Genomic DNA, 14,511 nt, shown 5'->3' on the forward strand with positions numbered 1-14,511 from the left:
CTTAAATTAATGAAGTTCTTCGACAAGCTCAGAATGACAGTCCCCTTATCATCATTCCTGTAAAGGCTTAATAATTCGGTAATGAATATGATTTATCTATCCAACCTGATGTGGAAGTTCCTCTCCGTTTAAACCAGCCACAATATTTTTTACAATAATTTCGGCCATCGCATTTCTGGTTTCGACAGTAGCAGAACCAATATGTGGCAATACCGCGACATTTTCCATGTTCAGCAATACATTATCCGCTTGCATAGGCTCCGGATTGGTTACATCCAGACCAGCACCCCAAATAAAACCCTCTTCCAAAGCTTCGATTAAATCCTTTTCGTTATGAATTCCGCCTCTTGCCGTATTGATAAAGATAGCTTCTGGTTTCATTTGCTTAAAAACATCCAGATTAAATTTATCCTTGGTTTCATCGGTTAAAGCGGTGTGGATAGAAAGTACATCACTTTGTGCCAAAAGCTCTTCGAACGAAACATATTTTGCTCCAATTGCTTTTTCGGCTTCATGGTTTTGGCTTCTATTGTGATAAATAACCGGCATTTGATAAGCTCCAATACACTTTTTGGCCATTTCTAATCCAATTTTACCCATCCCGAAAATGCCAAGCGTTTTTCCATTCAACTCAATTCCAAGTTCTGGAGTGGGTTCATAGTTTTTCCATTCTCCTTTTAAGATTTTCTTATGAAGATAGAATGCCTTTCTTGATACCGATAACATTAACAAAAAAGCTGTATCGGCAGTTGCCCCGCTTAAAACGCCCGGTGTATTGCCAATAGCAATATTTAACTTTTTTGCTTCCTTAATATCTACCTGATCAAAACCTACCGAATGCAAAGCAATTACCTTTAAATGTTTGCAGGCATTTAAAAAATCTGCATCAAGTTTATTTGGCCCAACACTAATTAAACCATCCTGATCTTGGCAAGCCTGAATCAATTCATCGGCTGTAATCTGTCTGCCCTCTTTCCACTGTGTTATTTCGATATGATGTTCTTCCAGTTGCTTTAATCCAATTGGAGCTATATTTCCACTTATAAATACTTTCATCTTTAACTAACAATGCAATTTTTAAGGAGTTTTTAATAATCTGAGATTGCTTAAAATTAGGGGTTTGAGGAAATGAGCTAAGGCACTGTAGCATTTAATTTCTGAAATGTATGTGCACTAAAATATCCTAATGCGTTATTTGAGATATTTGAGGTTGGATTGGCAGGTGTGGTACCTTGATTTGGCCCACGGCCAGATTGCTGACTCAATGCATACCAATAATCAAAAATGTTGCTATCGATGCATTCCATTTCGATACTGATCTTATCGCCCGTTTTTAAGCCTTTATCATCATCGTCGTTTTCCTCATAATATAGTTGGGTTCGAAGTTTATTCCCATTTGTTAACCGATCATTGCTAACATAAATTCGCTTAGAAAATAAATTGTTCACGTACAAGTTAAAATGATAATAATTGGTTTCGTTAGCTGGATCGACCAGATAAGCGGCGGCAATTTTACGCTCATTGCCAAAGAAAGAATTTAAGGTTACACCAATAGAATCGAGCTTAACGTTGTTTGGCATTTTAGAACTTGCAGTATAAACTTTACCATCCACATTAACGTTTAAATAATAGGTATTACCAGGAATCCCACGCATGGCTTGAGTGTAAACCCCAGGAGATTTTTCTGTAAATGTATATTTGCTTCCTTTATCATCCGTAACCATAACAACTGCCCCCGAAACTTTTGGAAAAACATTTTGATCGCTATATCCAACGGTTTTGGTAATCAGAATCTGTTGATCAGCAAGCTTATCTGTTATCTTTCCTTCAATTACAATTTGAGCCTCGGCGTTATTGGTATCTACTTCGATAATCTTTTTACAAGAAATAAAGCAACAGCTTAAGATGGAAAAGTATATTATTAATTTTTTCATTTCTTTTTAAAATTTAAAATTCCAGGTTACTGATGGAATTAAACCGAAGAGTGAGGTTTGCTCTGCTACAGTTCTACTTGGATCTTTAGGGTCATTAATAAATTCTATAGAATAAGGATTTTTGCGAGCCAGTGCGTTGTAAACGCCGAAATTCCAGCTGGATTGGAATCTACCTGTATTTTTCCCCTCTAATGTAGCACTTAAATCTAAACGCATGTTATAAGGCATTCTTCCTGCGTTTCTTTCTGTGTAGTAATATGCCGTTTGGTTATTAATTACATATTTCCCTGCCGGAAAAGTAACCGCATTTCCGGTACTGTAAATAAAGCTAGAAGAAAAAGTCCAACGCTTATTTAAGTTGTAAATACCCACTACAGATATGTCATGAGTTCTATCCTGCCTTGCAGGAAAATAATTGCCGTTATTGAGTTCGGCAAATTTACGTTCTGTCCGGGAAAGTGTATATCCAACCCAACCATTCAGTTTTCCAAACTTCTTTTTAAAGAATAACTCCAAGCCATATGCTCGTCCTGAGCCATAAAGTAATTCAGATTCTACATTAGAGTTGGCCAACAATTGTGCGGCATTTTTATAATCGATCTGGTTTTGAAGCCATTTATAATAGACTTCGCCAGAAAATTCATAATTGTTTTCATCTAAATTTTTAAAGTAACCCAAAGCGATTTGATCTGCAATTTCTGGCTTGATGTTATTGCTGCTCAATACATACTGATCTGTCGGCGAGCTTGATGTGGCATTGGTTAATATATGGATGTTCTGAGTATTTCGGTTATAGGATGCTTTAACGGAATTTTCTTCATTAAACAGGTAACTTACCGAAAAACGGGGTTCTAAATTGAAATAGTTTTTATAAAATTTTCCTCTGGCAACATTCTCTGTAGAAACGATATTCCCGGCAGTGTTGTACTGACTAAAACTACCCGGACCCAACAATGAGAATGCAGCCAAACGAACACCATACAAAAAGTTAAGCTTATCTGTAACCGCCCACTCATCAGAAACATAAGCGGCAGTTTCCAAGCCATAACGTTTTTCTTGGGTTAAGGAATTTACCTGAGATTCTTGGCTGGTTGTAATATCTATGGGAGATATACGATGATGTGTGGCATTTAAACCGAACCGGAGTGTATGCTTATTGCTAAAATACTGAAAATCTTCCTTAAAGTTAAAATCGCGAACCAATGATGTTGCCTTAAAATTGGTTACATCGTTTAGTAAACGAACGGTATAATTATAGTTGTTGTAAATTAATGAAGTGTTTGAAAATAAGCGATCGCTAAAAATGTGGTTTAATCGAATGGTTGTGGTTACATTTCCCCAATTATTCTCAAATAAATCTTTTACGCCTATGTTATCCTTCCCAAAATAACCAGAAATGTATATTGTATTTTTATCGTTTATTTTATAGTTTGCTTTTGCATTAATATCGTAAAAATTTAATGTGCTGCCGTTGATGGATGAATCTGGCGAAGCTCTTAAAAAAAGATCAATATAAGTTCTTCGGAAACTCACCATAAAAGATCCTTTATCTTTTACTATAGGTCCTTCTGCCTTTAACCGTGAGGCAATTAGACCAATCCCACCCTGAAATTTAAATTCCTTATTGTTTCCATCATCCATTTTAACATCTAAAACGGAAGATAACCGACCACCATATTGAGCTGGCATTCCACCTTTATACAAGCTTACATCTTTAATCGCATCGGCATTAAAGGTAGAAAAGAAGCCCAATAAATGAGATGAATTATAAACCACGGCTTCATCTAAAATGATTAGATTTTGATCAGCCGCACCCCCACGAACGTAAAAACCGGTGTTTCCTTCTCCTCCAGATTTTACTCCAGGCAATAACTGAATGGTTTTAAGAATATCCTTTTCGCCCAACAACACTGGGATGCTGTTCAGCGATTTCATATCTACGCGCTCCAGTCCCATCTGCGCACTCTTTACATTTTCATTTTTGCGATTATTGGCGCTAACGGTAACTTCTGCCAAATCATTTGCAGTCCTTAGCTCTTCATTTAGTTTGATATCCTTTATTAAATTAATTGTTTTACTGATGGAAACATAACCGGTATAACTGATGGTAACGGTATAACTTCCTTCGGCTTGAGTTAAGGCAAAATAACCATAAGCATTTGTTAATGTGCCTGCCCCCGTAGAACCACTAATTTTAACTGTGGCACCAATTAAGGTTTCGCCAGTGCCCGCATCGCGGATTGTACCGCTTAAGGTATATTTATTTTGAGCTGAGACAGAAGTAAAAAAAAATAATAACAGAAAAAGGGGAAAGTAATATTTTATGGGCATACCAGCTAAAATCTATTTAAGAGTTGGATTCCAAATGTACAAAATACAATCTCTTTTGTGTCAACGACTTGAAATCTTAACACAACTTCACTTAATGTTGTCGTTATTCTTTTTTCCATGTTGATTGGGAATCGTAGTATTATCGCCCTCAATTGTGCGGAAAAACAATGGTCATTTAGCTTTCACCAATTGAAAATAACTAAAGTTGTAGCCACCATCTATCGCATTAAAACGGATAACCTGTTTGCCAGCCTTTAGTGAAACATTTTGAAGCGTTATGACTTTAAATTTCTTTAAACCTTCAGTATTTGGAATGGCAACACTTTTTTCTACCTCCGCATCATTTACAAAAACTGAAACACTTCCATCATTTGTATCAGAAGCAACATTTAATTTTAAGGTATAGATTCCACTTTTAACAACTCGAAGGCTGTATTGTAACCATTCTCCTTTTTCTATACTATTTACGTAAAATCTATCTTCCTGAAGAGAATCTTTAGCAATGTCTACCCCATCATTGCGATAGATTCTGCCTTTATTGCCTACACCTCTTTTATTAGTTGCTACATGATAATCTGCTGTATCCAAATCAAAATAAGCTTTCCCATTTCTACCGAGGTCATAATCAACAGCATAAACAGTTGTATTATTTTGAATTGGATTTTCTTTGAAGGGCTTGGTCTCCTTGGTTAAGGGCTGACGGATCATGGCATCAATTACATCTTTATGAATGATGTTGTTTTCTACTTTTGCATCTTTTGCAAGCTCCATCAAACCTTCATATACATCATTCGTACTGGGTTTTTCTCCGCCATTATTCAAATAATTAACCAAATGGTTGTATTTGGGGTTTGATTTGATTTCCATCGGATTATTAAATCCAATCTTTTTTAAAGGCCACCAGGACCAACCGATATTGTTCTTTTCTAAAAGTGCAATGGCATCCGTAAACCAAACATTAGAATTTTCGCCAGTTTCACCCAACCAAATCGGAACGTTTTGTTCTGCTCTCGCCTTAAGCATTCCGGCTATTGAAGCCTGATCGTTATAATTCCAGTATTTGTGATAACTCAAAGTCATGTTTTTATCCCAAAGTGGAAAAATACCATTGTAATTATTGCCCCAACCATTTCCCTCAATGATGATAATATGTTTTTGATCTACCCTACGAATGGCTTTTGTAATATCAACCATCAATTTTTTTAGGGGTTCGTTTAATTTTTCCTTGGTTCCATTTTTATCTGCCTCTGGGTTTTGAAAGCCATAATTTGGTTCGTTCAAAATATCATAAGCGCCTATGTAGGGTTCGTTTTTGTATCGTTCTGCCAGCTTAACCCAAAGTGCTATTGTTTTTTCCTTATTGGCCTCACTATCCCAAAGTGATGGTTTTGAAGCATCTCGATCTGCGATGTTGGTATCGTTCCCCTGTCCGCCCGGCGCTGCATGTAAATCCAAAATCAGGTACATTTTATTCGCTTTACACCAAGCAAGTAAACTATCGGTTAAAGCAAAACCTTTTTCCAACCAGGTATTTTTCCCGGCAACGGGCTCTTGATCAACCGATAAGGTGTACAGATTATAATGCATTGGCAAACGAACAGAGTTAAATCCCCAGCGTTTTAATGAATCGAGATCTTTTTTGGTGGTGTGATTGGTTAACCAGGCATTGTAAAAAGCAGAAGTTTTTTCAGCACCAATAAGCTGTTCTATGCGCTCGCGAATTTTATATTGCTGGCCATCTTTGTTAATCTTTAGCATATAACCTTCTTGCAGCATCCATCCGCCTAAACCAATACCCCGAAGCAAAACATTTTCTCCCTTTTCGTTTACAATTTGTTTTCCTTCAGCTTTTAAAAATCCTTGAGAAAAGCTGCTAAAAGAAATAATACTAAATAAAAAAATCCACAAAATGGATTTGAATTTGATTTGCTCGGTTATCATTTGGATTAGAGATTTAATTAAAGCCCAAGATAGGTAAACCTAAATGTGGATTTATTCTGTAACTCAAATTTTATGATACGTGGGAAAAGTAGAATCGTTGTGAGAGTGAAGTAAGAGTCGTAGCGAGACGCTACGACCAGGATTTTTTCGGGCTTCTTGAACGCTACTTATTGTTCATTTTCAACAAATAAGGCTCAACGGCTTTTCGCCAGATGGCATAGCCTGTAGCGTTCATGTGCAGCATATCGCCCACAAATAGCTCTGGCCTAAGTTTGCCATCTTTTGTAAGCATTAATGGAAATACATTTACAAAAACAGTATTTTTTTCGCCGGCTAGAAATTTCTTTATCAATAGGTTGGAAGCTACAGCCTTTTCCTGAAACCTGGCTCTGCTTGGGCTTGGTTTGATAGATATATAAACTATTGGAACTTCTGGCAGTTTAGCTCTAATTCCTTGATAAAGCCTTACTGTTCTATTTAAAACGCTGTCGGCGGTAGTTTTTTCATCGGTCAGATCATTTTCTCCTACATAAATTACAATTTGGCGAGGTTGATAAGGAAATACCAAATCGTTTAAATAAAAGGTAATATCGTTGGTTACTGCGCCTCCAATTCCTCTATTTAAAGCATTGTATTTTGCAAAAACCTGAGTTAAATCATCCCATTTTCGAATGGATGAACTGCCGATAAACAGAACTGGATTTACGGGCGGCTTGAACATTTTATCGTAATTCTTGATGGTTTGTACATCATCCCAAAAATTCGGTTTGTTTTGGGCAAAAGAACCAATAAAAAAAAGTTGGAAAAGTATTAAAGCTAAAAAGTATTTTTTCATTTTGATTTTATGTTATGATAGGCTAAGTATGAAATTAATAATTTTCCCCCAAATATTGTTTACTTAAAAACCCTATCAAATATTCAATTTCGGAAGTAAATTGCTCAAAGAGATTGCTCCCACTCAATTTTTGTAAAGTTTCTACTTTCTCAATTTCGGCTGCTATTTTAGAAAGCTTTGTTAAACCTGCAGAAACAGATGTACCGTAAACTTTGTGCCCCAACAAATTGATACTTTCTAAGTTTTTATCAGAGATATCGGTTTCTAAAAGGGCAACAGATTCTTTAAGCTGTCCAATTGTTAAAGTAACTATTTTCTTGAGCTTATCAGCATTTTGGCCATAATAACTTCTTAGTCTTCCTGGATCAAAATGAACATCATTGCTTGGCTGGAACTGAAGTACAGCTACATTTTCTTCAACATCTCTAAGCAACCATTTGTTTAAAACTTGCCCTACAGTATCTTCCATAATGGGTTTTGTAATAAAATCATCCATTCCGGCATCTAAACACTTCTCTTTTTCGCCCATTACATTTCCAGCTGTTATGGCAATAATCGGTGTTTTTTTTGCATCAATTTTTCTAATTTCTCCGGTAGTTTCATAGCCATTCATAATCGGCATTTGAATATCCATAAAAATAAGATCTGGTGCTTCCGTAGCGAAAAGCTTTAATCCTTCCAATCCATTTTTTGCCTCTATAATTATATTTCCCGGAGAGATATTATCGATTAGTGTTTTGGTTAAAAATCTGTTTACTTCATTATCTTCCACAATCATTATTTTACGTGGATTTGTTTTTGGAAGGATAAAGGTTGATTCGTTTTCATCAACTTTAATTTCTGCATTTGTTTGGTGAAGCCTGCTTAAAATCCGATAAATATCGGGCACTTTGATTGGCTTAACCAAACGATGATTTACCTGCAGATCCTGACAGGATTTAATTAAAGTTCCATCATCAGATGAGCTATGCAAAAGAATAATCGGTTGCTTTTCATGCGTATTAAAAAAGCTATTTCTAATTTTAGAAATCGTTTCCAAACCATCCATGTATGGCATATGATAATCCATTAATATGGCGTCGTAACGTTTACCTTCTGATAAAAACTGAAGCGCTTCGAAACCACTTTTCGCCTCATCGGTTTTAATATTTTTGAGTAAAAGAATCTGGTTTAAAATGGTTCTGTTGTTATCGTTATCATCAACAATAAGTACGCTTTTAATGCTTTCTAAATTTTGCCATTCAATTTCAGGCCCGTCTTCGGCCTTTAATAAAACATCAAAGTAAAATGTGCTGCCCACATTGGGTGTACTTTTTAACTTTAAGCGGCTGTCCATCATCCGCAAGAGTTTATTCGAAATGGTTAAGCCTAAACCTGTGCCACCGTATTTCTTGGTAGTTGAGGAATCTTCCTGAGCAAAGGCTTCGAATATTTTCTCTTGTTTATCTGGTTTAATGCCTATTCCTGTGTCGCGAATGCTAAATCTTAATAAATTATTTTCTTCATCTTGGCTTAACGATTCGATTTTTAATTCAATTTCTCCAGTTTCGGTAAATTTAGATGCATTACCTAAAAGATTAATTAGAATTTGCTTTAAACGAACTGAATCTGCCCAAACAAAGCGGGGTAAATCTGGAGCAATATTCAGTAACATTTCAAGGTTTTTAGCCTGAATTTGGTAAGTCGTAATATCAGTTGCCTGTGACGCAATTTCATACAGATCACATTTATCTATATCGAGTTCGAACTTGCCTGCTTCTATTTTGGAGAAATCCAAAATATCATTTATAATACTTAATAAAGCATTTGCAGATTGATTTACTATGGTAAGATATTGAAGTTGAGTTTCGTTCAACTTTGTTTTTAAAACTAAATCTGTAAATCCAATTACACCGTTTAAAGGTGTACGAATTTCGTGACTCATATTTGCCAAAAACTCAGACTTGGCCACATTTGCCTGATCTGCCTGAATTTTTGCGACCTTTAGTTCTTCTCGCTGGTGTACCAAAGGCGAAATATCTTGAGTAAACATCATCATTCCACCAATATTTCCATCCAATTGGTACCATGGCCGCATTTCCCAGGTGATGTAATGTGTTAAGCCTGTCTCTGGATTTGTGAAAATGTCTTCTTCCCTACGATCTATTTCTCCTGATAGAATTTTTTTATGCCGTAGTTTTCTGCTTTCGTCTAAATTAGGAAATACATCATAATGAGAGGCTCCGATTACTTTCTTGGCCTTTAAGTCATAGTCGCCAAGCCATTTTTGGCTAACTGCTAGGTAGGTCATATTATTATCTAACATGGCCACCGCAGCAGGTGTATGCTCTATAAAAGCTAAAAGCCTAGCCTTTTCTAAGGCTAAGTTCTTTTCTGTTTCTTTTCTTTGGGTAATGTCTGTAGAGATTCCTAAATATCCAATTACGTTGCCTTCTTCATCTTTTATAGCGGTCGCATCAATAGAAACCGTTAACCGGGATTTGTCTTTTTTCACAAAAGTCCAGTCTTTTTTCTCGATTCTACTTTTATTTGCGTAACCAACCAAAATACCAAAACCATCTACTTTATAGCCAAGTTCTGCACTTAGTTTATTACCATAGGCAGTCATTTCCGCTTGATCGTGAATGATGGCCGGAGTATGTTTGCCGATCATTTCCTTACAATCGTAACCGAGCATTTTTTCGGCACCCTTGTTAAATACAGTAATTATTCCATTAATATCTGTTGCAATAATCGCGATTTCTGATGCCGCATTTAAAACATCATCTAAGAGTTTTTTAGATTCGTTTTGGGCGATATCTGCTTTTTTATACTGATCAATATCTTGGAAAGTGCCATAGGCACGAACGCATTTACCTTCTACAAAATCGCAATTTCCTAAAGATCTAACCCAAAGTTCGTTACCCTTTGCGGTTACTACCTGCAGTTCCAAATCCCATCCGCCTCCATTTAAAATGGCATTATCTACAACTTCAGTTATTTTATTACGGCTCTCGCCTTCTTTATAAAAATTAATTGCTGTAGCCAATTCGGGTTTGTAATCTGCACTTACTTCATGAATTTGCTTGGTCATGGATGTCCAATAAAGTTTGTTCTTTACTAAATCCAGTTCCCAGCCCCCAACTCTAGCTACGATATTGGTCTGTTCTAAAACATCTTTGGTATGTTTTAAATCGATTTCTAAATTATATTGATCCGTAATATCAACAGCGTTTCCAATTACATAAGCGTCGCCATTTATATCCTGTTCCAAAACATTGGAGAACATCCAGATTCGTTTCGATCCTTGTTTGGTATTGGTGATCATTTGGCCTCGAACATGACCTACGTTTTTTATTTCGGCTAAATAAGCTTTAAGATAATCGTGTCTTTCTTTTGGAACGATATCAAATAATCCTTTTGCATCCAATTCATCTTTTGTGAAACCTAAAATTTTAGCTCCGGCAGTATTTACAGAAATGAAATTGCCGTCCAAATCGTGCGTGCACATTAAGCCCTGAGAATTTTCAAAAAAAGTTTTAAACTTTTGTTCGCTTGTAAGCAAAAGCTGTTGTTGCTCTATTTCTACAGATATATCTCTACCGATTGCAAAAATATTACCCGTTACCTCTTCTATTGTAGCAACCCAGTGTACCGTTTTGAAATCGGCACTTCTGGTTCTAAAACGATGGGTAAAGCTTATGCCCTTGTTATCGTGCTGCAGGTTGTTTAATTTTCGCTTGGTAAGCGATAAATCATCCTTATGGATATAATCGTAAAATGATTTGCCTAATATCTTATCATGGTTCCAGCCCAGAACTTTTTCAAAACTTGGATTAATCTTTTTTAGTTTGCCATCTAAGCCTGCAACACAGATTAAATCATCGGATAATTGAAAAAGCTTGGCGAAATTTTTAAATTCTTCTTTTTCACGTCGTTCAACAATTAAAGAAATAGCTTCATCTGCAAGCATTTTAAGCGCTATTTTCTGTTTTTCGTTTAAAACTTTTGTTGTGCCATCTACAACACACAAAGAACCAATGGCAAATCCATTCGGATCAATTAAAGGATATCCAGCATAAAATTTAACTTTGGGATCGCCTGAAACAAATGGATTATCCTTAAAGCGATCATCTTTTGAAGTATCGCCAACCTCAAGTAATTTATCCTCTAAAATTGTATAGTTGCAAAATGCCAAGTCTCTATTAATTTCAGATATTTCCATCCCAACTTTTGATTTAAACCATTGTCGATTTTCATCTATTAGGGTAATTAAAGAAATTTCTGTCTCGCAAATTATAGAGGCAAGTTGGGTAATTCGATCAAATTCTATCTCACTTAACGAATCTAGTACTTCATAGCCTCTTAACGCGGCTATTCTTTCTACTTCATTTTTATTCATTTACTCAATAAGTAATAATTTAATAAGGATAATTCTTGCAAGATAATTGATAATTAAATAGACAATCGCATTGCTCGGTTTTATATCAGAGCTAATCGGAGTAAAAATTAAATCCTCTATTAAGAACGGTGCAATTAAGTATAATTTAATTAAAATAAAAAAAGGTTGATGTATAAATACACCAACCTATATAAAAACGAAATTTTTAGCTTCTTAGTTTTCGGAGAGCTTATTACTTATGCCTTCAGTTAAAGCCTTAATTTTCAGATAGCTTCTCAGCGAACTTCCTTTTTTATTGAACAAAATTTCTAAATGACCTTTTGTTGCTCTCAAATTAAATTTTTCGCTTCCATTATAATTCACAGACAAATCGATGTTCTGATCTAACGGCAGATCATTATTTAATTCATGGTCTAAATATTTTTCCAGCTTCCCTGTTTTTTCTGCAGGATAATCTGCCTTATATCTAAAGTCTTTATTGGTATCGGAAGTAGAGAGAGATAAATTATGACCTTTAAAATTACAGCCAAAACTTAACAGAATAAATGTTAGGGCGATTAAATAAGTTAATTTGTTCATTTTTTTTTAGTTTAAAGTCTAAGATTAATTGCCTCCGGCTCTATTTTTGATATCATCGGTAGCGGTATTTCTAGATCTCGCCGATTTTACATTCTGGTTTCCGAAACTGTAGCTCACACTAAAATTTGCCCGTCTACTGGTATATCGATTAACTACATTCATATTGATGTTTTGATAAACCAACTTTCCTTCCCAACGATTGGTTAGTAAAATATCATCCATGTTTAGCCTAAGTTTAAGTTTCTTGTTCAGCATACTTTTTTGAATTCCGGCATTTAAAGCACCCTGATAAATTGTTGTTTGTTCTACACCAGAAATTCTTGGAGAATTTAACCAGAAACTAACTTCGAGCAAAATGTTGCTAGGCAATGTAAATGAATTTGAGGTGTATAAATTTACAGCTACTTTGCTTGCACTGTAAGCTGCGCCTTCTATATTTCCATCTTCAAATTTATTGTAGTAAACGCTTACGTTATTCTGTAAGTTCCACCATTTGGTAAGTTTAACAGGATAATTTAAATTGGCAGAATAGTTTTGAAACCGACCCAAATTCTGACGAATTACGCTGATAACCCTTGTTGCATCATCTTGCTTACTAACTTGAGTAATCATATCACGGGTATCAGAATAGTTTAAACTTATTGATGCTTCTTTGTAACTGTAACTCACTTCATAATTAGTTGTAAACTGAGGTTTTAAATAAGGGTTTCCTTGATCTACTGCTAATGGGTCCATATAAAAAACGAAAGGATTTAACTGCTGATAGTTTGGACGATCTACTCTTCTTCCATAAGAATATCGAATGTTGTTATTTTCATTTAATTTTTGGTTTACAAAAACGGTTGGAAACAGGGAAACATAATTTCGATCTACTTCTTTATTATCTGTTATCGACTTTCCGTTAGAATGCGTTTGTTCGGCTCGCAAGCCCACCTGAATCTGCCACACCTTCCATTCTTTTGAAAAATTGGCGTAAGCTGCATTAATGTTTTCCTTGTAGACAAAGTTGTTGGATTTGCCCAAATCGTTTTGCCAAACTCCAGATAGAAACTGCTCAGAAAGGAAATCGTTATTGGTAACTACGTAACTGCTTTTTAAGCCGGTTTCTATTTTCATTGTTTTAGACAGAGGCCAGGTAAAATCTGTTTTAGCTGCATAAACATTAATTTTTGCATCCGTATTATTTCTAAGGTTGGTTTGGTTGGTCGAACTACCTGAAGCATTTAAATAGTTAGCCAAAAAATTCTCATCTTTTTTATTGCTGAAACCAGAATAATCAACATCAAAGGTTAAACTTTTTCCTTCCTTATTGTAATCGTGTTTTATGTTAAAGTTTGCGGTTAAATTGCTTGCCGGCGAGCTCGAATTTGCATCCTGTAAAATGTAGCTCAAATTGGGTGCTCCATTTTGAATGGCATAAATATTTGTATTGCTAAAATTGGTCAGCTTGGTATTCACAGTATTTGCATCCACCATTACTCCAAATACCGTTTTTTCAGAAGCATAATAATCTGCCCCCAATTTCCCCTGAAAACCCACGCCTTTATTTTTACGATCGAAATTTTGAGTTAATGAGCTCGCAATTCCGTTTGACAATGTTGTTCTATCTAAATACGTATTATTGAAATTCGATTTGCGAGCGATGGCGCCGTTTCCAAAAATATTCCATTTCCCTTCTCTATGGTTGAGGTTTAAGTTTAATCCGGCACGGTATAAATCATTTGGCGAATCGGGCATAATGCCTTGTCCACCATTAAAAGAAACCGTTCCGTTTGTACCGTAAGCTTTAATTCTTTTTAGTTTAATATTTATAATTCCGGCATTTCCGGCAGCATCGTATTTTGATGATGGGTTTGTAATCAATTCGATTGTAGAGATCTGATCACTGCTCATATTGCTTAGCAAAGTGGTTACATCGGCGCCAGACAGAAAATTTGTTTTCCCATCAATCATCACCATTACACCAGTTTTGTTATTTAGCTTTATTTGATCATTTTGACGATCAATTTGTACCCCAGGTGCCTTTTCCAATACCTCCAATGCTGTGCTTCCAGTAGCGGTAATGCTGTTTTCAACATTTAAAACCGTTTTATCAATCTGATGCTCGATAAAGGGTTTTCTGCCTGATATGCTTACCTCTTTAAGTTGTTTTGTACTGTTTTCGATGGTTATTGTAGGCAATACCAAATCGCTTGCAATTGAAATTTTAGCCGTTTTTTTGCTTTTGAATCCAACCATAGAAATTGATAGAATATAATCTCCATTTTTTATCTGATCAAAAGTAAAAGTCCCATCAGGCGTTGTGGCTATGGTTTTAACCAAAACCGTATCTGGAAAAGTGAATACTTTAACAATTGCAAATGGTACAGCCTCGGCTTTTTCATCTATAATTTTACCCGAAATTTTATTTAATTTTTGGGCAAAGGAAACCCCACACACCAAAAGGCATGCAATTAGCATTAATAACTTTTTCATGTTTTTTTCCCGTAATGCCTGTTAAGGCGATTTGT

Annotated in this window: 8 protein-coding genes; all 8 read right to left on the reverse strand. The window is 35.6% G+C overall.

Annotated features, from left to right (window positions below; translation table 11 throughout):
- Positions 1 to 96: 96 nt before the first annotated feature.
- A complete protein-coding gene (locus tag DF947_RS14770) occupies positions 97 to 1,056 on the reverse strand; it encodes a 2-hydroxyacid dehydrogenase (RefSeq protein WP_109930821.1) in 960 nt (319 codons plus the stop codon).
- 77 nt (positions 1,057 to 1,133) lie between these two features.
- Positions 1,134 to 1,934, reverse strand: a complete 801-nt coding sequence (locus tag DF947_RS14775; protein WP_109930822.1) for a DUF4249 domain-containing protein — start codon at positions 1,932 to 1,934, stop codon at positions 1,134 to 1,136.
- A 6-nt stretch (positions 1,935 to 1,940) separates the two neighbouring features.
- Positions 1,941 to 4,265, reverse strand: a complete 2,325-nt coding sequence (locus tag DF947_RS14780; protein WP_109930823.1) for a TonB-dependent receptor — start codon at positions 4,263 to 4,265, stop codon at positions 1,941 to 1,943.
- Between the two features lie 171 nt (positions 4,266 to 4,436).
- On the reverse strand, positions 4,437 to 6,206 hold the full coding sequence (locus DF947_RS14785) for a cellulase family glycosylhydrolase (protein ID WP_109930824.1): 1,770 nt from the start codon (positions 6,204 to 6,206) through the stop codon (positions 4,437 to 4,439).
- Between the two features lie 163 nt (positions 6,207 to 6,369).
- Entirely contained in the window at positions 6,370 to 7,041 is a 672-nt protein-coding gene (locus tag DF947_RS14790; RefSeq protein ID WP_109930825.1) for a GDSL-type esterase/lipase family protein, read from the reverse strand.
- A 34-nt stretch (positions 7,042 to 7,075) separates the two neighbouring features.
- On the reverse strand, positions 7,076 to 11,422 hold the full coding sequence (locus DF947_RS14795) for a PAS domain S-box protein (protein ID WP_109930826.1): 4,347 nt from the start codon (positions 11,420 to 11,422) through the stop codon (positions 7,076 to 7,078).
- Positions 11,423 to 11,635: 213 nt separating this feature from the next.
- Positions 11,636 to 12,001, reverse strand: coding sequence for a hypothetical protein (locus tag DF947_RS14800; protein ID WP_109930827.1), 366 nt, complete (start codon positions 11,999 to 12,001; stop codon positions 11,636 to 11,638).
- A gap of 24 nt (positions 12,002 to 12,025) precedes the next feature.
- On the reverse strand, positions 12,026 to 14,476 hold the full coding sequence (locus tag DF947_RS14805) for an outer membrane beta-barrel family protein (protein ID WP_109930828.1): 2,451 nt from the start codon (positions 14,474 to 14,476) through the stop codon (positions 12,026 to 12,028).
- Positions 14,477 to 14,511: the final 35 nt, after the last annotated feature.

It is taken from the genome of Pedobacter paludis (genome assembly GCF_003173575.1).
Classification (GTDB): Bacteria; Bacteroidota; Bacteroidia; order Sphingobacteriales; family Sphingobacteriaceae; genus Pedobacter; species Pedobacter paludis.

Bases quoted from the DNA above. Each gene is read 5' to 3' on its own strand.
- DF947_RS14770 (WP_109930821.1), bottom strand. From the start codon at position 1,056: ATGAAAGTATTTATAAGTGGAAATATAGCTCCAATTGGATTAAAGCAA.
- DF947_RS14775 (WP_109930822.1), bottom strand. From the start codon at position 1,934: ATGAAAAAATTAATAATATACTTTTCCATCTTAAGCTGTTGCTTTATT.
- DF947_RS14780 (WP_109930823.1), bottom strand. From the start codon at position 4,265: ATGCCCATAAAATATTACTTTCCCCTTTTTCTGTTATTATTTTTTTTT.
- DF947_RS14785 (WP_109930824.1), bottom strand. From the start codon at position 6,206: ATGATAACCGAGCAAATCAAATTCAAATCCATTTTGTGGATTTTTTTA.
- DF947_RS14790 (WP_109930825.1), bottom strand. From the start codon at position 7,041: ATGAAAAAATACTTTTTAGCTTTAATACTTTTCCAACTTTTTTTTATT.
- DF947_RS14795 (WP_109930826.1), bottom strand. From the start codon at position 11,422: ATGAATAAAAATGAAGTAGAAAGAATAGCCGCGTTAAGAGGCTATGAA.
- DF947_RS14800 (WP_109930827.1), bottom strand. From the start codon at position 12,001: ATGAACAAATTAACTTATTTAATCGCCCTAACATTTATTCTGTTAAGT.
- DF947_RS14805 (WP_109930828.1), bottom strand. From the start codon at position 14,476: ATGAAAAAGTTATTAATGCTAATTGCATGCCTTTTGGTGTGTGGGGTT.